This window comes from Nocardia sp. NPDC058705, from assembly GCF_042749305.1.
Taxonomy (GTDB): Bacteria; Actinomycetota; Actinomycetes; order Mycobacteriales; family Mycobacteriaceae; genus Nocardia.
Genome location: NZ_JBHYRN010000002.1, coordinates 241,188 through 263,054, shown reverse-complemented (window position 1 = coordinate 263,054; position 21,867 = coordinate 241,188). Strand labels below are relative to the sequence as shown.

The window sequence follows — 21,867 nt, the reverse complement described above, 5'->3', positions numbered from 1 at the left end:
CCGGCGTGGTCACGTCACTTCGCGTAGTCGTAGAACCCGCGCCCGGTCTTGCGGCCCAGACGGCCCGCGTCGACCATCCGGCGCAGCAGTGCGGGCGGCGCGAGGTGCGGCTCGGCGAACTCGGCGTACAGCGACTCCGACGCCGCGAGGGCGATGTCGAGGCCGACGGTGTCGAGCAGGGTGAGCGGGCCCATCGGGTAGCCGCAGCCGCCCTTCATGGCCGCGTCGATGTCCTCGGCGGTGGCGTAGCCCGACTCGAGCATGCGGATCGCCGAACACAGGTACGGGATGAGCAGCGCGTTGACGATGAACCCGGAGCGGTCACCGGCCTGCACGGCCATCTTGCCGAGGGTGTTCTTCACGTAGTCGGTGACGGCCTCGGCCGCTTCCGGCGCGGTCACCAGGGTCGAGATGATCTCGACCAGCGGCATCACCGGCACGGGGTTGAAGAAGTGCACGCCGACCACGCGCTCGGGACGCTCGGTGGCACCGGCCACCTTGATCACGGGGATCGAAGAGGTGTTGGTGGCCAGGATGCCCTCGGGCTTGACGATCTTGTCCAGCTTGCCGAAGATCTCGTACTTGAGCGACTCGATCTCCGGGGCGGCCTCGATCACCAGGTCGCGATCGGCGAACTCGTCCATGTCGAGGGTGACGCGCACCCGCGCGAGCACCGCGTCGGCCTCGTCCTGGGTGATCTTGCCCTTGGTGACCGCACGGCCGATCGAGGTGGCGATCCGATTCTGCGCCGCCTCGGCGAACTCGGGCTTCGTCTCGAGCACGAGCACCGAGCTGCCCGCCTTGGCGCACACCTCCGCGATTCCCGCGCCCATCGTGCCGCCACCGATTACACCGATCAACTCCACAGGAGAACTCCCAACATCGCATTGCCTGGCTGTCGCGCCGATTATTTCACCCGGGCTGGCACTGAGTGCCACAGGCTGGCGGAACGTGGGATATCGCACCCGGTCAGGCACACCGGTCGGGGGCTCAGATGACCTGCGCGGAACTTCCGGTCGAGCCGCTGTCATCGACGGCATTCAACGGTGAAAAGGGCTGTGCGGCCGCAGTGTGCGCATTGATTACCGGCGACAGCAGGACACCGGCCGACAGCGCGCCGATGGTGAGACGAGTGATCAGAGACATCTCGAACTTGCCTTTCTCGCGGGGATCGGCCCGTTGGCGTGGACCGACCGAACAAGGGTGATGTCTGGATCCGGTCCGGCCAAGCCCACAGAATTGGCTAGCCAAAAATTGGCCAGTCAGGCCGACGGGCGCACCGCGTGGCATCGCAGGGTGTGGCGGCGCAGGGCCGATTCGGTCGGTGAACCCGGCTCGACCACCAGGGCCGTGAAGGCCTGGTCGCGGCTTTCGCCGGGTTGCATCGTTTCGAGGGCGAGCTCGAGCGGCCCCAGTTCAGGGTGATCCAGGCGCACCCGACGCGGCGGCCAGGTGCCGACCTCGTGCTCGTCCCACAGTGCGCGGAATTCCGCGCTGTGCTCGCGTAACGAGCTCAGATGGGTGGCCAGCGCCGGGTCCCCGGGATGGCGACTCCAGGCGATGCGGGTGAAAGCCACCTGACAGCGCGCGATGTCGAGCCAGTCGGCCGCGCAGAACATCGCGCGAAACGGCGAATCGAGAAAGATCAGATGCGTCCAGGTGCGCAGGGCGGGCGGTACGGCGGCGAAGTCGTACAGCACGGTCGCCGTCATCGCATTCCACGCGAGGACATTTCCGTAGCGGCCGGTGATGTAGGCGGGCACCTGGGTGATGGAATTCACCAGGTGCACCAGGTCCGTGCGAACCTCCGTGGGTCCTGAGCACGGCTCGTTGTGCGGCGGATGAACCAGGTTTCCCAGGTATTCGCGTTCATCGTCGGTGAGGCCGAGCGCGGCGGCGACCGCGTCGAGCACCTCGGCGGAGATGTTTCGGCTCTGTCCTTGTTCGAGGCGGACATAGTGCGTGACGCTGACCCCGGCCAACTGCGCGATCTCCTCCCGGCGCAGGCCGGGCACCCGCCGCCGATCGCCGTAGGTGGTCAGGCCTACCTCCTCGGGCCGCAACCGTGCCCGGCGCGACATGAGGAAGCTGGTCAACTCCGAGCGCCCGTCCATCCAGCGATCCTAACCAGCGGATTCGCCGGGCAATCCATCACTTTCACTCGTCCGGATACACCGCGTCGACTTCGACTTCGACCAACCACCCTGCGACCGGCAGGCTCGCCACCTCCAGCGCGAACCGACTCGGGCGAGCCGCGTTGCGGACCAGCGGAGCGGCCGGGGCGGCGGTGCCGAGGGGGACCAGTTCGGTGTCGCCGGTGGTGAGGTTCGTGTTGGCGAAGAATTGGCGGTAGGCGCGGTTCCAGCCCGCGTAGTCGGCGCGGTCGGTGCCGGGGGCGTTGTCGAGGAACACGCGCATGGTGATCACGTTGTCCAGGGTCAGGCCCTGGGCTTCGAGGTTCTCCCGAATCCTGGCCAGCACCGACATGCCCTGTGCTTCGGTGACGGTGACACCGGCGGGCAGCTTCGCCTCGGGGAATTGCTGTGTGTCGATGAAGGATTCGGGGCTGCCGGTGGGTGCGGCCTTGTTGGTGGCGGTGGGGCCGAGGCCACTGGTCTTGTAGACGGTGGCGTCGGCGGCGATCGTCACGCCCTGGGCGATCATCGGATTCGCCTGTCCCGCTTCGAGAACCGATGTGCTCGGCGTCCCCGGCGGTTTCGGGTCGGCGGAGTCGGCGGAACAGGAGGTGAGGGCGAGCGCAGCGAGGGTGGTCACGGCCAGGGTGATGGTCGTCTTCATGGTCGATACTCCTTGTCGGGGTGCGGGATTCAGGCGGCGACGCGGGCGTGCAGGGCGGTCACCACGTCGCGGGCGGAGGTGAAGGCGCCGTGCTGCCAGGCGATCGCGTTGGACAGGTGGTCGCCCGCGAAGTAGATGCGTTCCACGGGGGCAAGGAGTTTGGTGTATTCGGGGGTGGCCTCGCCGCCGTGGGAATTGCTGCCCGCCCAGCCGACCCAGGCGCCCTCGGAATACTTGGTGCGCCGCCAACTGCCGGAGAACGACGAGGCGATGTCGTTGCGATACTTGTCACCGTGAATCGCCGCGCCCTCGTCGACGGCCTTCGCCAAACGCTGTCGGTGCGTGAGTGATTCGAAACTCTGATGGCGTTTGCCGGTGTTGTAGTAGCCGACCACCACGCCTCGGTCGCCGTTGTAGTGGTCGTACGGGAACATGATCTGCGCGATGTCTTTGTCGGTATTGCTCGCGCCGCCGTAGATCCGGTCGTCGAGCTCCCACCAGCGTCGCGAGTATTCGATGCCGAGCTTGCCCGACGACACCGGGACCGCGGCCTTCAGCGCGGTGAGCACGTCGGCGGGCAGGTTGTTGGCGAGGCGTCCGACGAGATTGGGCGGGAGTGTGCAGATGCAGTAGTCGGCGTCGAGGGACTTGTTCGCACCGTCCTGGGCGTACTCGATCCGCACCCCGTCGGGGGTGTTCTTCATCGCCGCCACGTCGGCGCCGAAATGGATTCGCTCCTTACCGATTTCGCGCTGGAAAGCGGTGTAGATGCGGTCCATGCCGCCGACCGGGGTCATCATCATCATGGCCTGGTCGTAGCCGAATTCGAAGCTGAAATTGCGGCCGAGGCCGCTGCGGATGGTGTCCGACATCGGGAACGGCGCAGGCTGGTCGCCGAAGTTCAAGCCCGCGCCGGGTTCGGAGGTGTAGCCGCGTCGGGTCGAACCGAGGTAGCGGCCGTCGCTGGAGAGGTCGCCGAAATCGCGAAGGAACGAGGCGAGCGCTTCCTTGTCGGCGCCGGAGAGCACGTCGTCGAGCGCACCTCGCGACGCGGCCTTCTGCAGCAATTCGGACATGTAGCCGTACATATCGGCCTTGGCCGCGCGGTACTGCACCGACTGCCCGGAGATCGAGGTGCCGCTCTGGTAGTTCACCAAGGTGTTGGCGTTCTGATTGCCGAAGGGCTGGATCTCGACGCCGAGTTCGCGACAGTAGTCGAGGGTGATGTGGCCCTGCGGAATTCGCGTGGCACCGAGGTTGAAATAGTGGCCTTCGGCGAAGGTGCAGCTCTGCGTTTCGCCGTTGAGATCGGTTTCGGTGGTGCCGTTGCGCACCGACCACACGCGTCCGCCCACTCGCGTCCTGGCTTCGAGCACGGTCACCTCGTAGCCTGCCTTGCCCAGTTCGTAGGCCGCGCACAATCCGGCGGGCCCGCCGCCAAGGATCGCCACTTTCGCGCCACCGTCTGCCTTGCCGATGAGGTCGCCCATGGCAGGCGATCGGAACGACACCTGTGCCGTCGCGGGCGCGAGGCCGAGGGTCGACATCGCGCCGTAGGCCAGGCCCGCACCGCCGGTGATGCCGAGACTCTGCATGAAAGATCTTCTGGTGACTGCCATGGGTAGCTCCGTCCGCCGCGATATCCGTTCTGCGACAGCGTCCGTCGCCGGTGGGTCGGTACCGCTACGCCACGGAAAACGTTCGCCGATCAGCGAGTGAGATCGGCGTCGGGCACTTTCTCGCTCGGCGCGCACTGCCACGACTCGCGCCCGCAATATCGCCGAAACCGGCTCTGGTTATCCTCGCCCGCACCGACAACGCTGGGAGGTGTGTGGTGACGGCATTGGCCGATGCGGTCGCGCGGTCGTTCTCGGCGGACGAACCCGAGCGACCCGCGCAATCACCGTTACGTGCGCTCGGGCGCAGGCGGCTGTCCGGGGTGGCGCTGCTCGGTCAGTCGGTGGCCACCACCGCGCCCGCCGCGTCGATGGTGCTGTTGCCGGTCATCATGCTCACCCACGGGGCGTTGCTGCCCGGGTTAGTGACGATCGTCGTGGCCACCTCGGTCGTCACCCTGATCGCATACTGCGTCGCCCAGTTCACCCGGCGGCTGTCCGCGGCAGGCGGGCTGTACACCTTCGTCAGCCATGGTGCCGGACCACGTGCGGCGCTGACGTGTGGTGTCGGCATGCTCGTGAAGTACCTGGGCAGTGCGTCCTTGACGATGTATCACGGGTCGCAGACCGCACTCGCGCTGGCGGCGCAACTGGGAATCACGCTGCGCGGCTGGCAGATCGGGGCCGTGTATCTCGGCATCGCGGTGCTGGTCGGTGCGGTGCTCGTGCGGGGGGTGCGGTTCGCCGCGATCGCGATTCTGGCGGTCGAGGTGTGTTCGCTGGTCTTCATTACCTGCCTCATGCTGTTCTCGGGGCCCGCTGTCGCGATCACCCCGACCGCACCGAATGTGCCTGCGGTGCTGGCGATCGCGATGTCGGCGCTGTTCGCGCTCGCCGGCTTCGAGAGCGCCACCTTCTTCGCGCCGGAGACGCGGCGGCCGCTGGTGACCGTCACCCGTACCGTGCTGCTCACCCCGGTGCTGTGCGGTGCGCTGTTCATCTTCGCGTCGTGGGCGGCCTGGTCCGGGCACGCTGGGGCGGTGGTCAACGCGTATCTGCACGGGACGGCGAGTGGGTCGAGTCTGCTCGTGGTCATCTTGCTCGACGCGGGGTTGACGTGTTCGTGGCTCGGATCGTCGATGGCCTCGTCGAACGCGGCGTCGCGGCTGGTGTATTCGATGAGCGTGGAGGGTGTGCTGCCGCGAGTGTTCAGCCGGGTCGGCACCCGATTGCGGACCCCGCATGTGGCATTGGTGGTGATCATCGCGATCGTGGCCACGGCCGGTGCGGGTTTCGTCGTGCTCGACGGTGTGCCCGCGGCGGCCAAGACGGTCATGCGCACGGCGCTGGCGCTGGCCTACATTCTGGTCGCGGTGGGCGCGGTGCTGTTCCTCGGCCGTATTCGCGAGCTGAGTACGGCCGACCGATTCGCCGGGTGGATCGGCAGTGGTGTGCTTGCCGCGGTGCTGGTGTGTCTGACGGTGTCGGATGCGAGCGACGGTGTGCTGGTCGCGCCCGCGACGGTGCTCGCGGTGGTGCTGGTCGGCGCCGCCTGGTACCGGTACCTGCGGGGCGCCCATCCCCGAACCCTCACGGCCATCGGCGTTTTCGACAGTCCCGAGTCGGCTGACGTGCTGCCCGGTGCCGGAGTGTTCGCCGTCAACGCCCGTGGCGCGATGGCCCTGGTAGGGGCGGATCGCGGCACACCGTGACCACGACGACCCGCCGCGACGGCCCGACCGGGCACGAGCCGAGGGCTGTCCAGAAGGCCCTCGCGCTACTCGAAGCGGTGGCGCAACTGGGTTCGGGTGCGACCGCGAAAGACATTGCCGCGCAGACCGGTATCGCACCGGCGACCGCGTATCGATTGCTGAATCTGCTCGTCGCCGACGGCTACCTGGTGCGGATCGAGGACCTGTCCGGGTTCGCCCTCGGCCGTCGCACCCGCGAACTCGCCGGAGCCGCCGCACCCGAACCCGTGTCGGGCAATCACCGGGTCCTCGGCGAACTGCGCGCCCGGCTGCGGTTCGGCATCCATCTCGCCGCGTTCGCCGACGGCCGGATCAGGATGATCGACAAGGACCCCGATCACGAACTGAGCGGAGAGAAGGTGCTGGTCACCCATCCGCACGCCTGCGCGATCGGCAAGATCCTGCTGGCGCGGCGGCCCGAATTCGCGGCCGAGACAACCCTGCGCAAGGTCACCACGTTCACCGTCACCGCGCCCGCCGACCTCCGCGCCGAATTGCGTCGAGTCGCCGCGAACGGTGTCGCCATCGAGGTGAACGAATGTCGCCTCGGTCGCAGCGCGGTCGCCGTCCCGATTCACACCGACGGCATCATCACCGGCGCGCTGGCCGCGATCGGTAAGACCGGTCGCCTGCCGGTCCACGACCGCGACCTCATCGACCTGCTCGCCTCCGCCGCCGAACAGCTGACGCTCTGAGGACCGGCGTTCCGTGGGAGCGCCGGTCCTCGTGAACTATCGAACGGGTGTCAGCTCGGGTTCTGTGGGCTGTGCGCGGCCGAGGAGTGAGTGTCGGCGGCCGTACGCGAAGTAGACGATGACACCGAGTGCCATCCAGATGACGAAGCGGATCCAGGTCTCGATCGAGAGGTTGACCATCAGCCACAGGCAGGCCAGGGCGCCGAGGATGGGGACCACCGGGACGAACGGGACGCGGAAGCCGCGTGGCAGGTCCGGGCGGGTGCGGCGCAGGACCAGGACTCCGAGGGAGACCAGGACGAAGGCGACCAGGGTGCCGATATTGACCATTTCCTCCAGGGTGCCGAAGTCGACGAAGCCGGCCAGCAGGGCGCAGACCACGCCGACGAGCACGGTCAGGCGAACCGGTGTGCCCTTCTTGCCGGTCTTGGCGAGGCCGCGGGGGAGCAGGCCGTCGCGGGACATGGCGAACAGCACCCGGGTCTGGCCGAGGAACATCACCATGACCACCGTGGACAGTCCGGCGAGGGCGCCGATGGCGATGATGTTCTTCACCCAGGTGTCGCCGTGGATGGCGAAAGCCGTTGCGAGCGTGGCGTTGCCGTCGGCGAGTTCGGTATAGGAGACCATGCCGGTGAGGACCACCGAGACCGCGATGTAGAGCACCGTCACGATCGCCAGTGAACCGAGGATGCCGCGCGGGATGTCGCGCTGCGGGTTGCGGGTTTCCTCGGCGGTGGTGGCGACCACGTCGAAGCCGATGAAGGCGAAGAACACCAGGCTGGCCGCGGCGAGCAGGCCGTACCAGCCGTAGCTGGTGCCGCCGGAGCCGGTGACGAAGGCGAACAGCGACTGGTGCATGCCCTCGGCCTTCTCCGACGGTTGCGCGGGCGGGATGTAGGGCGTCAGGTTCGACGGCTTGAAGTAGGTCGCGCCGACCACCAGTACCAGCGCGATCACGCCCAGTTTGATCGCGACGGCGATGGCCGAGATCCGCGACGACAGTTTGGTTCCGGTGGCGAGCAGCACGCCGACCACTGCGATGATCAGCACTGCGCCCCAGTCGAAGGTCACCGATCCGAGGTGCACCACCGGCGCCGATGATCCGAGGACCTCGCCCAGATATTGCGACCAGCCCTTGGCGACCACCGACACCGCGAGCGCGAATTCGAGGATCAGGTCCCAGCCGATGATCCAGGCGATCACCTCACCGAAGGTGGCGTAGGCGAAGGTGTACGCGCTGCCCGCCACCGGCACGGTCGACGCGAACTCGGCGTAACACAGGGCTGTGAGCCCGCAGGCGATCGCGGCGAACACGAAGGCCAGCGATACCGCCGGTCCCGCTACCGTGCCCGCCGTGCGTGCGGTGAGGGTGAAGATGCCCGCGCCGATCACCACGGCGACGCCGAAGATCGTCAGGTCTTTGGCCGTCAGATCCTTGCGGAGCTTGGCATCTGGGTCGTCGGTGTCGCGGATCGACTGCTCGACGGATTTCGTGCGGAACAAGCTGCTCTTGATCGCCACTGTTGGTGTCCTCTTCGAAACTCGGGCTCAGAGCGAGCGGGGGATGGCGTCGAGACGGCGCTCGGCGAAACGGTTTGCGGCGGCGCCGGTTCCGATGCCCTCGGTGACCGCGGCGGCGATGATTTCGCGGCAGCGCGGGTAGATGTCGGCGACCTCGGCTTCGACCTCGGCCGGGGCCGCGGCGCGCAGTTCACCGGCCACCTGGATGAGGCCTCCGGCATTGGCGACGAAGTCGGGTACCCAGGTGATGCCGCGATCGGTGAGTGCCTGCTCGATCTCGGGTGTGGCGAGCTGGTTGTTGGCTGCACCGCAGATCAGTTTCGCCTCGATCGTCGCGGCGCTGGCGGCGGTGAGGGTGGCGCCCATGGCGCAGGGGGCGTAGACGTCGACCGGTGCGGTGGAGACTGCCGACAGCAGTCGCACGGCGGGTTGTTCGGCGGAGATACGTTGCAGCGCTGCGGAGTTCACATCCGTGACGCAGACGTCGGCACCGTCGGCAAGCAGCAGTGCGGTGAGCTCGCTGCCCACCTTGCCGACACCTTCGACGCCGACTGTGCGTCCAGCCAGTGTCGGTGCGCCCCAGACGGATTCGGCCCCGGCTCGCATCGCGTGGAAGACGCCGAGCGCGGTCAGCCGGGCGCTGTCGCCGCTGCCGCCCGCGCCGACGCTGCGGCCGGTGACGTGGCGGGTGTGCTTGCCGATGACGTCCAGGTCGTCGGTGTTGGTGCCCACGTCACCGGCGGTGATGTAGCGCCCGCCGAGGGTTTCGACGAAACGTGCGTAGGCGGCGAGCAGTTCCTCGCTTTTCAGGGTGGTCGGGTCGCCGATGATCACGGCCTTGCCGCCGCCGAGGTCGACGCCCGCCGCGGCGGCCTTGTAGGTCATGCCCCACGACAGTCGCAGCACGTCCTGCAGGGCGGCGGATTCGTCGGCGTAGGGGTAGAAGCGGGTGCCGCCGAGGGCTGGGCCGAGCGCGGTCGAGTGGATGGCGATGATCGCCTTCAGCCCGGACCTGTCGTCCTCGCAGAATACGACCTGTTCGTGGGCGCGGGCGCTGAGCTCGTGCGATCGGCCGAAGACTCCGGCTTCGGTGTGCGCGACGGTCATTGTCGATTCCTCTCGATTTTCCGCGCGGCAGGGTTGTGCCCTGAGCGGCGGATAGTGGTGCCGCGGGGTTCGCGGCGGTTCAGTTGTGCCGCTGGTGCGGCAACGTGGTGGCGCCGAGGGCGTGCGGCGGTTCAGTTGTGTCGCTGGTGCGGCGACGCGGCGCTCTGGTTGCGCCACAGATGGTTCGGGCACAGCGCAGTCAGTGGCTGCGACGCGGGTGTGAGGGTTTCGGGCCATCGAGGCGAACTGGTTGGGCCTCAGGATTGGCGCCCTGGGTCAGTAGTCGATCCCGAGTTCGCGTAGTCCGGCGCGGTAGAGCTCGACGTTGGCGAGTTTGATGTCCTCGTAGCCGCGCACCACATCGGGCAGTGCCGCTGCCGCAGTGGCCGTTTCGTAGTTCTCGGCGGTCAGGTCATCAGCCAGTCGGCACACCATGGTGGTGTAGTGGGCCAGCAGTTCGCGCTCGACCTTGCGGACGTGCGCGTAGCCGAACGGGTCGAGTTTGGTACCGCGCAAGACCTTGGCCTTGGCCAGGACCTTCAGCACCACATGTGATTTCGGCCTGAGACCGATCTTCTTGTCGCGGCCGAGCGCACGCAGCATCGGCGGGTGCAGCTTGTAGGTGAGCTTCTCGCCGCCCGGCACCTGGGCTTGCACGTCGGCGAGGAAGTCCGGGTCGACCAGCAGTCGGGCCACCTCGTACTCGTCCTTGTAAGCGGTGAACTTGTACAGCCCGCGTGCCACCGCCTCGCTGAACTCGGTGCGCTCGGTGACGGAACGCTCCGCGGCCCAGACGGATTCGACGGTGTCGATGTAGCGGCGGGCCGCTGCGACGTTCTGGTAGCCGATCAGCTGACCCGCGCGCAGTTCCACCAGCCGACGTACTTCGCCGTCGAAGGTGGTGTGCGCCAGCAGTTCCACGGGCACGACAGGGGTTCGCCGTGCGGGCTTGTCGACCGCCACGGCGAAGGCGGCCGGATCGGCGATGGCGACCCGGCCCCAGCGGAACGCCGCGATGGTGGCGTCCACCGCGACACCGTTGATCCCGATGGCCTCCTCGATCGCCGCGACGGGCAGCCGCAGCCCGCCCCTCTGGACCGCTGCGCCGACGATCAGGAAATTGGCCGCCGCAGTGTTGCCGAACAGGGTTTTGGCGGCGTCGAGTGCGTCGAAGTGGTCGATCGAATTCGTCACCGTGGCAAGGCGATCCAGCAGTGTCTCGGTGGCGGGGTAGGCCACCGACTTGTCGTAGACCATGTCGCCGGTCGGAGTCTGGCTCGTCGACGCCACGGCAACCGTGCTCGTCGCATTGCCGAACTGGAGGTACTTGGGATCGGTGGCGGTGAGCAGGTCCACAGCGAGCAGGCAGTCCGCGCTGCCCGGGGTGAGCCGGTTGGCGGGTTCCAATGGTGTTGCGGCGAAACGCAGGTGGGACAGAACAGGTCCGGCCTTCTGGCTCAGGCCGATCTGATCCAGACTCTCGACCTCGTATCCGGCGCGCAGGGCGGCGGTGGCGAGCACCTGGTTCACCGTCACGATGCCGGTGCCGCCGATGCCGGCGATCAGCACGTTCTGTGTGCGCAGCGGCGCACCCACGCCCGGATCGGCCACGGCGGGCGGCTCGATCATCGTGCGCCGCTGTGGTTTACCCGGATCCACCTCCACCGTCACGAACGACGGGCAGTCGCCGTCCAGGCAGCTGTAATCGGTGTTGCACGAGGTCTGATCGATGCGGGTCTTGCGCCCGAACTCGGTCTCGACCGGCTGCACCGACAGGCAGTTCGACTTGGCGCCGCAATCGCCGCAGCCCTCGCAGACGGCCTCGTTGATCACCACCCGGGTGTTGCGCACCGGCAGCGTCCCGCGCTTGCGCTGCCTGCGGGCGTCGGCGGCGCAGTGCTGGTCGTAGATCAGCACCGTCACGCCCTCGACTTCGCGCAGCAGCCGCTGGGCCTCGTCGAGCCGGTCGCGATGCCACAGCAGCGTGCCCTTGGCCAGCGCGCGCTTGTTGTGCCGCTTCGGTTCGTCGGCGCAGATGATGACCCGCTTGACACCCTCGGTGGTGAGCTTGTGGGTCAACTTCGCGACGGTGAGCCCGCCCTCCACGTCCTGGGCGCCGGTCATCGCGACGACCTCGTTCCACAGCAGCTTGTAGGTGATGTTCACCCCCGCCGCCACGCAGGCCTGGATCGCCAGCTGCCCGGAGTGGAAGAAGGTGCCGTCGCCGATGTTCTGGAACAGGTGCCCCACATCGGTGAAGGGTGCCTGCCCGATCCACTGGCTGCCCTCACCGCCCATCTGGGTGAGCCCGGTGACCGCGCTGTCGGTGCGCCCGGACAAGGTGACCAGCGTGTGGCAGCCGATGCCGCCGCCGCCGATCGAGCCGTCGGGCAGGGCGGTGGAGCGGTTGTGCGGGCAGCCGCTGCAGAAGTAGGGCGTCCGCTTGGCGGAGAGTACTTCGAGTGAAAGTGCGGGCGGTGCTGCTCTTTTCAGCTCTACATGTTCACGCAGCACCCGGCGCAGCGGAGCCAGCAGTCGTCCTGCGGTGAGTTCGCCGTCGACGGGCATCAGTCGTGCGCCGCGTGCATCCTGCTTGCCGAGCACGCGCGGCGCATCCGTTGTGCCATAGAGGATTTCGCGTACCTGGGTTTCGATGAAGGCTGTCTTGTCCTCGACGACGATCAATTCCTCGAGACCGCAGGCGAATTCGGTGAGCGTCGTCGCCCCGAGCGGATACGGCATACCGATACGCAGCAAGCGAATTCCGGCCCGGTGCATGGCTGCTTCGTCGACGCCGAGATCCAGCAATGCCTGGCGGACCGCATCGAAAGTGGTTCCGGTAGCGGCGATTCCGACCTTGGCCTCGGGCGGATCCACCTCGATCACGTCGAGGGCGTTGGCCGCGCCGTACGCGTGCACCATCGCCCAGCGCGGTCCGTACAGGTCGGCCTCGGCGAGCACGCTGTCGGTCGGCGCCGCCATCGGTCGCTGCCGGTAGGTGAAAGGCTTTCCCTCCCACTGGACTTCGGGAACCGTGACAGCGAGATCGGCCACGCCCGCGCCGATCGTCCATGCACCGTCGGCCACATCGGCGACGATCTTCAACGCCACCACACAGCCCGAGGCCCGCGACAGCGCGATGCCCTGCATGCCGAGGGTGATGATCTCCTCGGCATTGCGCGGGAACAACACCGGCACGCCCATGGCGGCGAGGGAGCGCTCGCTAACCGCGGGCACCGTCGACGATTTCGAGGCCGGATCGTCGCCCACCAGTAGCAGCACGCCGCCGCGCGGGTTCACCCCGTACATGTTGGCGTGCCGGATGGCGTCGGTCGCGCGGTCGACGCCGGGGCCTTTGCCGTACCAGACCCCGACCACGCCGTCGTGGGTCGGCGTTCCGGCGGGCAGCTCGGCCTGACTGCCCCAGACCGAGGTGGCGGCGAGTTCCTCGTTGAACCCGGGGACGAAGGTGATGTCGTGCTCGGTGAGCACCGCGGGCATGCCGAGCAGCATCTTGTCCACCCCACCCAGCGGGCTGCCCTGGTAGCCGGAGACGAACGTGGCGACGCGGCGACCGGCGCGGATATCGCGCACGTGCTGTTCGACGAGCAACCGGGCAATGGCCTGAACTCCGGTCAGCAGGACCGGGCCCGCGCCGGAGCGATAGCGGTCGGCGAGGTCATAAGGGGCGGCCGGCTGTCGAGTAGTCGGACAAGCGACGGTGGTCATGGCGCCTCACCACACTTTCCACAACCCAGATCGTGAGCTGCGCAACGAAGGAACTTGCTATCGGTGCTGCGCAATGTGCCGGGGAAGGGTGATCTGTGTCAACAGTCAGCCGAAAAGTTGATCAGACTGCTCAAAAGTGATCTACGCCACTGGTTCGAACGAGTCAATCTGCTCGAGGCGCGGAGACCTACGTCACATCGCGGGTGCTCGTCAGATGCTCGACCAGCGGCAGGCTCCGATAGCCGATCGGAGTGGCCAGCGCGAGCATCGTCTCGGTGTGTTTCACGCCCTCGATGGCGTGCACCCGCTGGATGATTTCTAAAAGATCCTGCTGCGACTGCGCGGCGATGCGCACCAGCAGATCGGCGCGCCCGGTGGTGGCGTGCACCTCGAGCACATGCGGGAACCCGCGCAGCGTCTCGATGATCGGATCCATCTTGTTCTGATCCAATTCGATCCCGAGAAACGCGTGCACCGCGAACCCGATCGCCTGCACATCGATATCGGGCGGATACCCCCGCACCGCCCCCGACGCTTCGAGCCGCTTCATCCGCGCCTGCACAGTATTGCGAGCCACCCCGAGCCGCTGCGCCAGCTCGAGAATCGGCGCCCGCGGATCCCGGGCCAGTTCGGCGAGCAGCGCGGCATCGAGCGCATCGAACTTGATGGTCATGGATGGATCTTGACACGCCAGCCAGACCGTTTACGTCACCGTGAAGTCGGCCTCGGTGCGCAGACCCGGCAGGATGTCGAGATGTGCTGTGCCACGACCGTGGTCGCGATCGCCCGGAACAGCGGCAGCGGCCACCGGGCGACCACGGCCGCGGTCACCGGCGAACCTGGCACACGCCGCGCCGCCACACGTCGGCGATCGAGGAAGTGGCGGTGATATCGATGGTCGGGTCCCCGTCGACGAGCAGCAGATCCGCCCGCAGGCCCGGTGCGATACGTCCACGATCGGTGAGCCCGAAGCGATCGGCGGTCCTGCTCGTCGCGGCCGTGAGCACTTCCAGCGGGCTCAAACCGACCTCGTTGAGCAGCAACAGTTCCCGATGCATACTCGCGCCGTGCGTGGGGATGTACGGGTTCGCGTCGGTGCCTGCGAGCAGCGGCACCCCGGCTCGATGCAGTGCCCGCGTCACCCGCATCGCGTCGGCGAACGACCCGGGCACCGCGCAGTCCGCGGTGATCTCACGCTGTCCGGTGACGGCCTCGAAATACACAAGCGTGCTCACCACGAACACGTCCTGCGCGGCGATCCGATCGACCAGATCGCCGGTGTGGGCGGTGAAGTCGGTCCACACGTGGGCCAGCCCGTCGACACCGGCATCGAGTGCGATCGTCACCTCGGCTTCGGTGATCGCGTGCGCGATGACCTGCAATCCCGCGTCATGGGCGTGGGTGGTCAGCGCCCGCGCGGTCTGTGCCGACAGCACCGGCAGGCTCGTGCTGTGCACGCTGCCGTCGTCGATGACGATCTTGAGGTAGTCGGCGCCCTCGGCCAGCCTGGCCTGTACGAATTCGGCCGCTTGCTCGGGGCCGGAGATGGTGTCGAACGGCGCGAGACCGAGCGCGGCGATTTCCGGTGAGGCCAGCAGTTGACTCGGATGCCCGCCCGGCGCGTTGGCCAGGGTGCCCGCGCTGCGGAAATCGGCGACATCGTCACGCAGCTTCGCCGCCGTCCGCTGGGCGCTCAATACCGCTGGGAGACAGAACATGTCGAGCTCGGTCGTGACGCCGTAGGTGAGTGCGTCGGCCAGGTCACCGTCGAAGATGTGGGTGTGTGCGTCGATCAGTCCCGGCAGCAGGGTGCGATCGGTCCCGTCGATCTCCACGTCGGCGGGAGCATTGTCGGTGGCGATGATCCTGTCGTCATCGATGAGCACTGTGGTGCGGTCGGTGCGTCGCTCGCCGTCGAAGACGCGGACATTGCTGATTCTGGTGCGCATGAGAGCTCCTGATCGGGACGGGAAAGGATTTCGTCGACAAGGAGCGAGCAGTGGCGGCGAAATGTGACGTCGCGGTGGTGACTTTGTGGGATGGATCACCCGATCCGGTCCCTTTGTCACACTTGGTGTCGCCGCAGCCCTCTTCGTAGAAGGACCATCACCCTGCCGGACCGGAGGACTGCCATGACCGACGACATCGACAACGCGACCGAGACGTTCGTCAGCTACCGCGAGCTGCTGTTCTCGGTGGTCTACAACATGCTCGGCAGCGTCGCCGACACCGAAGACGTCTTGCAAGAGGTGTGGTTGGCATGGCAGGCCCGCGCTCGTGGCGCCGAGCCGATCGACAACGTCCGCGCCTACCTCACCCGGATCGCGGTGAACCAAGCGCTCGCCCGGCGGTCCGTGTTGGCCCGGCGCCGGGAAGATTATGTGGGGCAATGGCTTCCGGAGCCGCTACTCGACAGCGTCGCCGACGACGGTGCGGCGAGCGTGGTGCGGACCGAATCGTCCTCGATGGCGATGCTGGTGGTCCTGGAATCGCTGACGCCGCTGGAGCGGGCGGTGTTCGTGCTCAACGAGGTCTTCGCCTACCCGCACACCGAGATCGCCGACATGGTCGACCGCTCACCCGCCGCCGTTCGCCAGATCGCCCATCGCGCCCGCGCCCACGTTCGGGCACGCAGGCCACACACCCAGGTGGACCCGCGGATCCGCCGGGAGGTCACCGAGCGTTTCGTCGACGCCGCGATGGGCGGAGACCTCGAAAAGCTCCTCGCGGTCCTGGCGCCGGAAGTCACCCTCTGGACCGATGGCGGCGGCGCCGGTGCCGCCACCTCCTTGCATCCGGTCCATGGGAGAACCGCTGTTGCCGAGGTGTTCATGTCCGTCGCGGCAGCCGGTCTCGACGGTTACCGGGTGGGCTGGCGCACGGTCAGCGGCGATCCGTGCGCGGTGGTCTTCGACGGTGACGCGCCCTTGGCGGTCGTGGTCCTCGACGTCGCCGCCGACGACACCGTGATCGGGGTCTACTCGGTGACCAACCCCGCCAAACTCACCCGGGTGAACGCACGCCAGGACCGGCGGGGTGCGCGGTGATCGCGCAGCCGCTGCTGCCGAACACCTCGACCGGTCCCGCACCGCGGCCCTGCTCGGCAGATCGGCGACGGTCTTTCCCAGCTACCAGGGCGAATTCCTCGACGGCGAATTCGGCTGCCGGGCAGCCCGCGGCTTTCGCGGTCAGATTGCGCGAAGTCCTCGGCACCGCTTGAGGATTCAGCCGTGCAAGGTCGGCCGGTAGACGAGCTCGAGAATGTTGCCGTCGAGGGTGCGGCTCTCGAGCAGTTCGAGGTCGAAGTCGGCGGCGTCACGGAAAATCGGGTCGGCACCGTTCAGGCCGGTGATCACCGGAAACAGCGTCACCTGCACCCGATCGACGAGCCCGGCGGCCATCAGGGCCCGGTTCATCGACAGGCTGCCGTGTGAGCGCAGCGGCACGTCGGACTCCTCCTTGAGCCGGGCGACGACGTCGACGGCGTCGCCGCGGGCGATGGTGCCGTCCGGCCAATCGAGCGGGCCCTCGAGGGTGTTCGACACCACCGTGGCCGGGAGGTTGTGCATCCGCGTGACCCAGGGGTCGCGCACCTCCGGCACGTCGTCGGAGGCGAGCATGTCCGCGAACGCCCGATAGGTTTTGGGCCCGAGGACCATTCGCTGCTTCGGCTCGAGCATTTTCAGGCGGTGGTCGAGCAGTTCGGGGCCTTGCTTACCCCAGTACCCACCCCAGTCACCACCGCTGACGCTGCCGTAGCCGTCGAGGCTGGAAAAGACATCGAAGGTGTAGGTGGTTGCCATCGGGTGCTCCTCTGTCGTGTGCCGGGTACATCTGTGCAGACGAGGTCGCACGGGGAAACTCATCGCGCGGCGCTGAGCGAATGTTCAGCTATTCTCCGAGTTCGCAGGAACACGAGATCGGAGCCGACCATGCCCCCGACACCACCCGTCGCCGCAGGTACTTCGCTGGGACCGCGTAGCTCACAGGGCTGGGCGGTGCGGGCGTGGAGCCTGCAGCTGATCGCGTATCTGTGCGCGTTCGGGTCATCGATCGTGGTGGCTGTGATCGCGTTGGTGACTCGTCGGATACCGGACCTCGGCGATACGGTTTCGACGCTGTATCAGTGGTCGCAATGGCTGATGTGGCCGATAGCTGCAGTGACGCTGTTCCTGGCGTGGCGGTGGCTACGGCTCAGCCCGTCTGAACTGGGATTGCATCAGCCGCGGCCGGTGCGGTGGGGCTGGGTCGGTGCGATCGCGGCCGCGTTCGCGGCGCAGTGGATCGCGAAAACGCTCACCGGATGGCTGCCCGGAGGGACCGGTACCTCGGCAGGCGAGGAATCGGTCGGCGTCGGCCAGGTGGTGGAGTGGTGCCTGCGGATGGGCGTGGTGGAGGAGACGCTGCTGCTGGCGTTACCCCTGGCGATCATGCACCGCCTACGCATGCCGTGGTGGGCCCAAATTCTCGTCCTGACCGCACTCAGGACACCGTTCCACCTCTACCAAGGCCCCGCGGTAATCGTGGAATGCCTGATCTGGATGGCACTGCTCTACTACACCTACACCAGGGTGAAACTGATCTGGCCGATCATCATCGCCCACATCATCGCCGACCTGTCCATCTCCGTCTTCCCCCTGGCACCCCGCCTGCTCACCACGGTTTTCCTCGCGGTAACCGGTGTAGTGGTGCTGGTGCTGTGGTGGCGTGCGAAGACCCCGAGCTGGAACGAGAATTCGTCCGCCTGATCTCGACCTCCGACAGCCTTCGCCAGGTGTATCGCTGAAGGTTTGTCGGAATATCAACGGGGGTCGGCGGGTTGGAAGTCCTGGGCAACTCGTCGAAAAATCGTAGAAGGTAGGGGTGGACCCCGAAGATGACCAGGTCAGCGGTGGGATAGGCTTTGACGGTCATGAAGTCGGCTAATTCGGGTCCGGTCAACGGTGCGCCCAGGACGGTCTACCTCGATCATGCGGCGACCACTCCGATGTTGCCTGCCGCTGTCGAGGCGATGACGGCTGCCCTCGGGGCGGTTGGGAACGCGTCGTCGCTGCACGGGTCGGGTCGGGCGGCGCGGCGTTCCCTGGAGGAGGCGCGCGAGTCGATCGCGGCTGATCTGGGTGCGCGGCCGTCGGAGGTGATCTTCACTTCCGGGGGGACCGAGAGCGACAATCTGGCGGTCAAGGGGATTTTCTGGGGTCGGCGGGCGGCTGATCCGCGGCGCACCAGGATCGTGACCAGCGCGGTCGAACATCACGCGGTGCTCGACGCGGTCGAGTGGCTGGAGAAGCACGAAGGCGCGCAGGTGAGCTGGTTGCCTGTCGATGCCGAGGGTGTTGTCTCGCCGCAGGTGCTGCGTGCGGAGTTGGCCGCGCATGCCGACGAGGTGGCGCTGGTCAGTGTGATGTGGGCCAACAACGAGGTCGGTACCATCGAACCGATCGTCGAATTGGCCGCTGTCGCACAGGAATTCGACATCCCGATGCATAGCGACGCCATTCAGGCCGTGACGCAGATTCCGATCGATTTCGCCGCTAGTGGACTGGCCGCGCTCAGCGTCGCCGGACACAAGGTGGGCGGTCCGCACGGGATCGGGGTGCTGCTGCTGGGGCGCAACGTGCCGTGCGTGCCGCTGGTACACGGTGGTGGACACGAGCGCGATCTGCGCTCGGGTACCTCGGATGTGGCCGCGGCGATCGGGCTGGCTGCTGCACTGCGTGATGCCGTCGGCGATCTGCCCGCGCGCGCTGAGCAGTTGCGGGTGCTACGCGACAAACTGATCACCGGGGTCGAAGCGGCGGTGCCCGACGCGATGCTCAACGGTCCGGCGCAGCGACTACCCGGCAACGCCCACTTCACGTTCCCCGGCTGCGAGGGCGACTCGTTGCTCATGCTGCTCGACGCCGCCGGTGTCGAATGCTCCACCGGCTCGGCCTGCAACGCGGGCGTCGCCTCGCCCAGCCATGTGCTGATCGCGATGGGTGTGCAACCGTGGCAGGCGCGCAGTTCGCTGCGCTTCACCCTCGGTCATACGTCGACCGAGGCCGATGTCGAAACACTGTTGACCGTGCTCCCGCAGGTCATCGATCGGGCCAGGGCCGCAGGCCTGGCCGGCGCTAGAGGAGGTGCCTGATGAGAGTTCTCGCCGCGATGAGTGGTGGTGTCGATTCCGCGGTGGCCGCGGCGCGGGCCGTGGACGCCGGTCACGAGGTGGTCGGGGTGCATCTGGCACTGTCGGCCAACCCTGGCACGTTGCGGACCGGGTCGCGTGGTTGCTGCTCCAAGGAGGACGCGGGCGATGCGCGTCGTGCCGCCGATGTGCTCGGAATCCCGTTCTACGTCTGGGATTTCGCCGATCGGTTCAAGGAAGACGTGATCGACGATTTCGTCGCCGCGTACGCCGCGGGGGAGACCCCGAACCCGTGCTTGCGCTGCAATGAGAAGATCAAGTTCTCCGCGCTGGCCGACCGCGCTGCCGCCCTCGGCTTCGACGCTGTCGTCACCGGGCACTACGCCCGTCTCGACGAGGGTGTGCTGCGTCGCGCCGTCGACGCCGACAAGGACCAGTCCTATGTGCTGGCGGTGCTCACCGCCGAGCAGCTCGCGCGGGCGATGTTCCCGGTCGGCGACACCCCGAAGCCGCGAATCCGTGAAGAGGCGGCCGAGCGTGGGTTGGCGGTGGCGAACAAGCCCGACAGCCACGACATCTGCTTCATCCCGTCCGGTGACACGCGCGCGTTCCTCGGCGCCAAGATCGGTATCCGGCCGGGTGCACTGGTCGACTCCGACGGCACTGTCCTGGGCAAGCACGAGGGCGTGCACGGATTCACCGTCGGCCAGCGCAAGGGGCTCGGCCTGAGCCACACCGCTGCCGACGGCAAGCCGCGTTACGTGACCGGGATCGACCCCGATTCGGGGACGGTCAAGGTCGGTTCGGTCGAGGATCTGCAGGTCGACACGATTTCCGCCGACCGGGCGATCTGGACTTCCGGCGTCCGGCCGACCGGGCCCGTCGAGTGCGTGGTGCAGGTTCGTGCGCACGGCGGCACCGCGCCCGCCGTGGTCGAGCCGCAGGGTGACGGGTTCGTGGCCCGTCTGGGTGAGCCGCTCACCGGTGTCGCGAAGGGGCAGGCCATCGTGCTGTACCTGCCCGATGCCGACGGTGGCGACACGGTGATCGGCAGCGGCACCATCAACGGCACCGACCGCGCCGAAGTCGTCGCCGACGTTTCGGCCTGATCGGTCGCCGGGCTGACACCGGAATCGCGGCGCATGGCCTGCGGTGTGGGTCGGCCGGGGCGGTGCAGGCAAAATGGTGCACGGCGGGTCCGTGCGTCGCACGATCGGCGTGTGCGGTCCGTGGCGCGTTGCGTCCACACCGACCGGGTGCGGGCAGACGTTCGATGAATCGAAAGGTGTTGAGCGCGTGACACTCTGGCGAAGCGAGCATTTCCAGGAGCCCGCGGCACCGGAGCCGGTCGAGCTCCTCGTCGGCGGCATCGCCACCGGCGTCGGCTCGTGGCCCGGCACCGACCCGCTCGAGGCCGCCGCCACGATCATCGGCGAACTCCCCGCCCTTCCGCACCTGGTCGAACTGCCAGAACGGGGCATCGGCGCCGACATGATCGGCCGCGTCTCCGCCCTGCTGGTCGACCTCCGTTTCGATTCCACCACCCGCGGCTACCGGCTCGCCGACCGCCGGACCAACGTCTCGCGGCGCGCACGCGATCTGATGCACGCCGACCTCGATGCTCTCGAAGAGGCCTGGGAGACAGCGGGTTTGGCTGGTTCCGGCCGGGTGATCAAGATTCAGTCGGCGGGCCCGCTCACCCTCGCCGCTGAAGTCGAACTCCCCGGCGGCCACCGGATCCTCACCGATCACGGTGCGGTGCGCGATCTTTCGGAATCCCTCGCCGAAGGGCTGGTCCGGCACGCCGCCGAGATCCGCAAACGATTGGGTGCCGAGGTGGTCATCCAACTCGACGAACCCCAGATCGACACAGTCCTCGAAGGCGCCTTGCAGGGCCCGAGCATCCTGAACACCATCCGCGCCCTCCCGGAACCGGACGCCTTGCACATCCTCGACACCGTCATCAACGCCCAGTCGGCACCGGTCTTGTTGCACACCTGCGCATCCCGCCCCCGGCTCACCACACTGGGTCGCACGGCGGCGGCCGCGATCTCCTTCGATGCCTCGACGATCACCACCGCCGACCTCGACGCCCTCGGCGAGATCATCGACTCGGGCAAGAAGATCGCCCTCGGCCTCACCCCCGCCGAACCGCCCGCCGCTCCCATCACCTGGCGTGACGTCGCCGAGCCAGCCGCCCGTCTCATCGACCGCCTCGGCTTCCCCCGAACCACCCTGTCCACCCAAATCCTGGTCACACCGGCCTGCGGTCTTGCCGCAGCACCGCTTCCGTGGGCCCGCAAAGCTCTCGCCCTGAGCGCCGACGTCGCCCGCGCCTTCACCGAAGACCCCGAATGGTCGCCGGAGTAGCATCGCACTGACCGGTCACTCTCGCGGGTCTCGGCACCGACGCCGACCGTGCTTTCGTCGCGCTGACCGAGCTGACCGGTCACTCTCGCCGGAGCCTGCGCGATTCAGGACTGATCGAACGTGCGGAGTGCTCGCAGACATCGCGT

The 21,867-nt window shown here is 67.5% G+C and carries 19 protein-coding genes; 7 read left to right on the top strand and 12 right to left on the bottom strand.

The features are described 5' to 3' along the window. Positions 1-14: 14 nt before the first annotated feature. The 5 genes from ACFW6D_RS04340 to ACFW6D_RS04320 all read right to left on the bottom strand — a co-directional run bounded on the left by ACFW6D_RS04340 (position 15) and on the right by ACFW6D_RS04320 (position 4,394). Positions 15-866: a 3-hydroxybutyryl-CoA dehydrogenase gene (locus ACFW6D_RS04340; RefSeq protein ID WP_379233455.1), complete on the bottom strand. Its 852-nt coding sequence runs from the start codon at positions 864-866 to the stop codon at positions 15-17. 124 nt (positions 867-990) lie between these two features. Beyond that, entirely contained in the window at positions 991-1,146 is a 156-nt protein-coding gene (locus ACFW6D_RS04335) for a hypothetical protein (protein WP_379324632.1), read from the bottom strand. 116 nt (positions 1,147-1,262) lie between these two features. After that, entirely contained in the window at positions 1,263-2,114 is an 852-nt protein-coding gene (locus tag ACFW6D_RS04330; protein WP_379324630.1) for a helix-turn-helix domain-containing protein, read from the bottom strand. Positions 2,115-2,157: 43 nt separating this feature from the next. Beyond that, positions 2,158-2,799, bottom strand: coding sequence for a Rid family hydrolase (locus ACFW6D_RS04325; RefSeq protein ID WP_379324628.1), 642 nt, complete (start codon positions 2,797-2,799; stop codon positions 2,158-2,160). Between the two features lie 29 nt (positions 2,800-2,828). Further along, complete coding sequence (locus ACFW6D_RS04320; protein WP_379325034.1) at positions 2,829-4,394, bottom strand: flavin monoamine oxidase family protein; 1,566 nt, start codon at positions 4,392-4,394, stop codon at positions 2,829-2,831. A gap of 239 nt (positions 4,395-4,633) precedes the next feature. Here ACFW6D_RS04320 and ACFW6D_RS04315 point away from each other — a divergent pair, with 239 nt between their 5' ends. Continuing rightward, positions 4,634-6,127 (top strand): APC family permease, encoded by a 1,494-nt coding sequence (locus ACFW6D_RS04315; RefSeq protein ID WP_379324626.1) that lies wholly within the window; start codon positions 4,634-4,636, stop codon positions 6,125-6,127. Then, positions 6,124-6,861, top strand: a complete 738-nt coding sequence (locus ACFW6D_RS04310; protein WP_379324624.1) for an IclR family transcriptional regulator — start codon at positions 6,124-6,126, stop codon at positions 6,859-6,861. Before ACFW6D_RS04315 ends, ACFW6D_RS04310 begins: the two co-directional genes overlap by 4 nt. 36 nt (positions 6,862-6,897) lie before the next feature. Here the strand turns inward: ACFW6D_RS04310 and ACFW6D_RS04305 are convergent, their stop codons facing one another. The 5 genes from ACFW6D_RS04305 to ACFW6D_RS04285 form a co-directional block, all read right to left on the bottom strand. Continuing rightward, positions 6,898-8,385 (bottom strand): APC family permease, encoded by a 1,488-nt coding sequence (locus ACFW6D_RS04305; protein ID WP_379324622.1) that lies wholly within the window; start codon positions 8,383-8,385, stop codon positions 6,898-6,900. A 27-nt stretch (positions 8,386-8,412) separates the two neighbouring features. After that, a complete protein-coding gene (locus ACFW6D_RS04300; RefSeq protein WP_379324620.1) occupies positions 8,413-9,492 on the bottom strand; it encodes a Glu/Leu/Phe/Val dehydrogenase dimerization domain-containing protein in 1,080 nt (359 codons plus the stop codon). A 276-nt stretch (positions 9,493-9,768) separates the two neighbouring features. Then, entirely contained in the window at positions 9,769-13,221 is a 3,453-nt protein-coding gene (locus tag ACFW6D_RS04295; protein ID WP_379324618.1) for an indolepyruvate ferredoxin oxidoreductase family protein, read from the bottom strand. A gap of 187 nt (positions 13,222-13,408) precedes the next feature. After that, positions 13,409-13,894 (bottom strand): Lrp/AsnC family transcriptional regulator, encoded by a 486-nt coding sequence (locus ACFW6D_RS04290; protein ID WP_379324616.1) that lies wholly within the window; start codon positions 13,892-13,894, stop codon positions 13,409-13,411. Between the two features lie 154 nt (positions 13,895-14,048). Further along, complete coding sequence (locus ACFW6D_RS04285) at positions 14,049-15,170, bottom strand: amidohydrolase family protein (RefSeq protein WP_379324614.1); 1,122 nt, start codon at positions 15,168-15,170, stop codon at positions 14,049-14,051. Positions 15,171-15,353: 183 nt separating this feature from the next. Between ACFW6D_RS04285 and ACFW6D_RS04280 the strand changes: the two genes are divergently transcribed. Continuing rightward, entirely contained in the window at positions 15,354-16,268 is a 915-nt protein-coding gene (locus ACFW6D_RS04280; RefSeq protein WP_379324612.1) for a sigma-70 family RNA polymerase sigma factor, read from the top strand. Here the strand turns inward: ACFW6D_RS04280 and ACFW6D_RS04275 are convergent. Continuing rightward, positions 16,225-16,434, bottom strand: coding sequence for a hypothetical protein (locus ACFW6D_RS04275; RefSeq protein ID WP_379324610.1), 210 nt, complete (start codon positions 16,432-16,434; stop codon positions 16,225-16,227). The two genes, ACFW6D_RS04280 and ACFW6D_RS04275, sit on opposite strands and share 44 nt — an antisense overlap. A gap of 11 nt (positions 16,435-16,445) precedes the next feature. After that, positions 16,446-17,024 (bottom strand): dihydrofolate reductase family protein, encoded by a 579-nt coding sequence (locus ACFW6D_RS04270; RefSeq protein WP_379324608.1) that lies wholly within the window; start codon positions 17,022-17,024, stop codon positions 16,446-16,448. A 129-nt stretch (positions 17,025-17,153) separates the two neighbouring features. Here ACFW6D_RS04270 and ACFW6D_RS04265 point away from each other — a divergent pair, with 129 nt between their 5' ends. The 4 genes from ACFW6D_RS04265 (at position 17,154) to ACFW6D_RS04250 (ending at position 21,721) form a co-directional block, all read left to right on the top strand. Next, positions 17,154-17,969 (top strand): type II CAAX prenyl endopeptidase Rce1 family protein, encoded by an 816-nt coding sequence (locus ACFW6D_RS04265; protein ID WP_379324606.1) that lies wholly within the window; start codon positions 17,154-17,156, stop codon positions 17,967-17,969. Between the two features lie 164 nt (positions 17,970-18,133). Next, positions 18,134-19,354 (top strand): cysteine desulfurase family protein, encoded by a 1,221-nt coding sequence (locus tag ACFW6D_RS04260; protein ID WP_379324604.1) that lies wholly within the window; start codon positions 18,134-18,136, stop codon positions 19,352-19,354. Next, positions 19,354-20,460, top strand: a complete 1,107-nt coding sequence (gene mnmA, locus ACFW6D_RS04255; RefSeq protein ID WP_379324602.1) for a tRNA 2-thiouridine(34) synthase MnmA — start codon at positions 19,354-19,356, stop codon at positions 20,458-20,460. The genes ACFW6D_RS04260 and mnmA overlap by 1 nt, the downstream gene beginning before the upstream one ends. Positions 20,461-20,647: 187 nt before the next feature. Then, positions 20,648-21,721, top strand: a complete 1,074-nt coding sequence (locus ACFW6D_RS04250) for a methionine synthase (protein WP_379324600.1) — start codon at positions 20,648-20,650, stop codon at positions 21,719-21,721. The last annotated feature ends 146 nt before the right edge of the window (positions 21,722-21,867 follow it).

Excerpts from the sequence above, each read along its gene's own strand:
- ACFW6D_RS04335 (WP_379324632.1), bottom strand. The coding sequence starts at position 1,146 with ATGTCTCTGATCACTCGTCTCACCATCGGCGCGCTGTCGGCCGGTGTC.
- ACFW6D_RS04330 (WP_379324630.1), bottom strand. The coding sequence starts at position 2,114 with ATGGACGGGCGCTCGGAGTTGACCAGCTTCCTCATGTCGCGCCGGGCA.
- ACFW6D_RS04325 (WP_379324628.1), bottom strand. The coding sequence starts at position 2,799 with ATGAAGACGACCATCACCCTGGCCGTGACCACCCTCGCTGCGCTCGCC.
- ACFW6D_RS04320 (WP_379325034.1), bottom strand. The coding sequence starts at position 4,394 with ATGCAGAGTCTCGGCATCACCGGCGGTGCGGGCCTGGCCTACGGCGCG.
- ACFW6D_RS04300 (WP_379324620.1), bottom strand. The coding sequence starts at position 9,492 with ATGACCGTCGCGCACACCGAAGCCGGAGTCTTCGGCCGATCGCACGAG.
- ACFW6D_RS04295 (WP_379324618.1), bottom strand. The coding sequence starts at position 13,221 with ATGACCACCGTCGCTTGTCCGACTACTCGACAGCCGGCCGCCCCTTAT.
- ACFW6D_RS04290 (WP_379324616.1), bottom strand. The coding sequence starts at position 13,894 with ATGACCATCAAGTTCGATGCGCTCGATGCCGCGCTGCTCGCCGAACTG.
- ACFW6D_RS04285 (WP_379324614.1), bottom strand. The coding sequence starts at position 15,170 with ATGCGCACCAGAATCAGCAATGTCCGCGTCTTCGACGGCGAGCGACGC.
- ACFW6D_RS04280 (WP_379324612.1), top strand. The coding sequence starts at position 15,354 with ATGACCGACGACATCGACAACGCGACCGAGACGTTCGTCAGCTACCGC.
- ACFW6D_RS04270 (WP_379324608.1), bottom strand. The coding sequence starts at position 17,024 with ATGGCAACCACCTACACCTTCGATGTCTTTTCCAGCCTCGACGGCTAC.
- ACFW6D_RS04265 (WP_379324606.1), top strand. The coding sequence starts at position 17,154 with ATGCCCCCGACACCACCCGTCGCCGCAGGTACTTCGCTGGGACCGCGT.
- ACFW6D_RS04260 (WP_379324604.1), top strand. The coding sequence starts at position 18,134 with ATGAAGTCGGCTAATTCGGGTCCGGTCAACGGTGCGCCCAGGACGGTC.
- mnmA (WP_379324602.1), top strand. The coding sequence starts at position 19,354 with ATGAGAGTTCTCGCCGCGATGAGTGGTGGTGTCGATTCCGCGGTGGCC.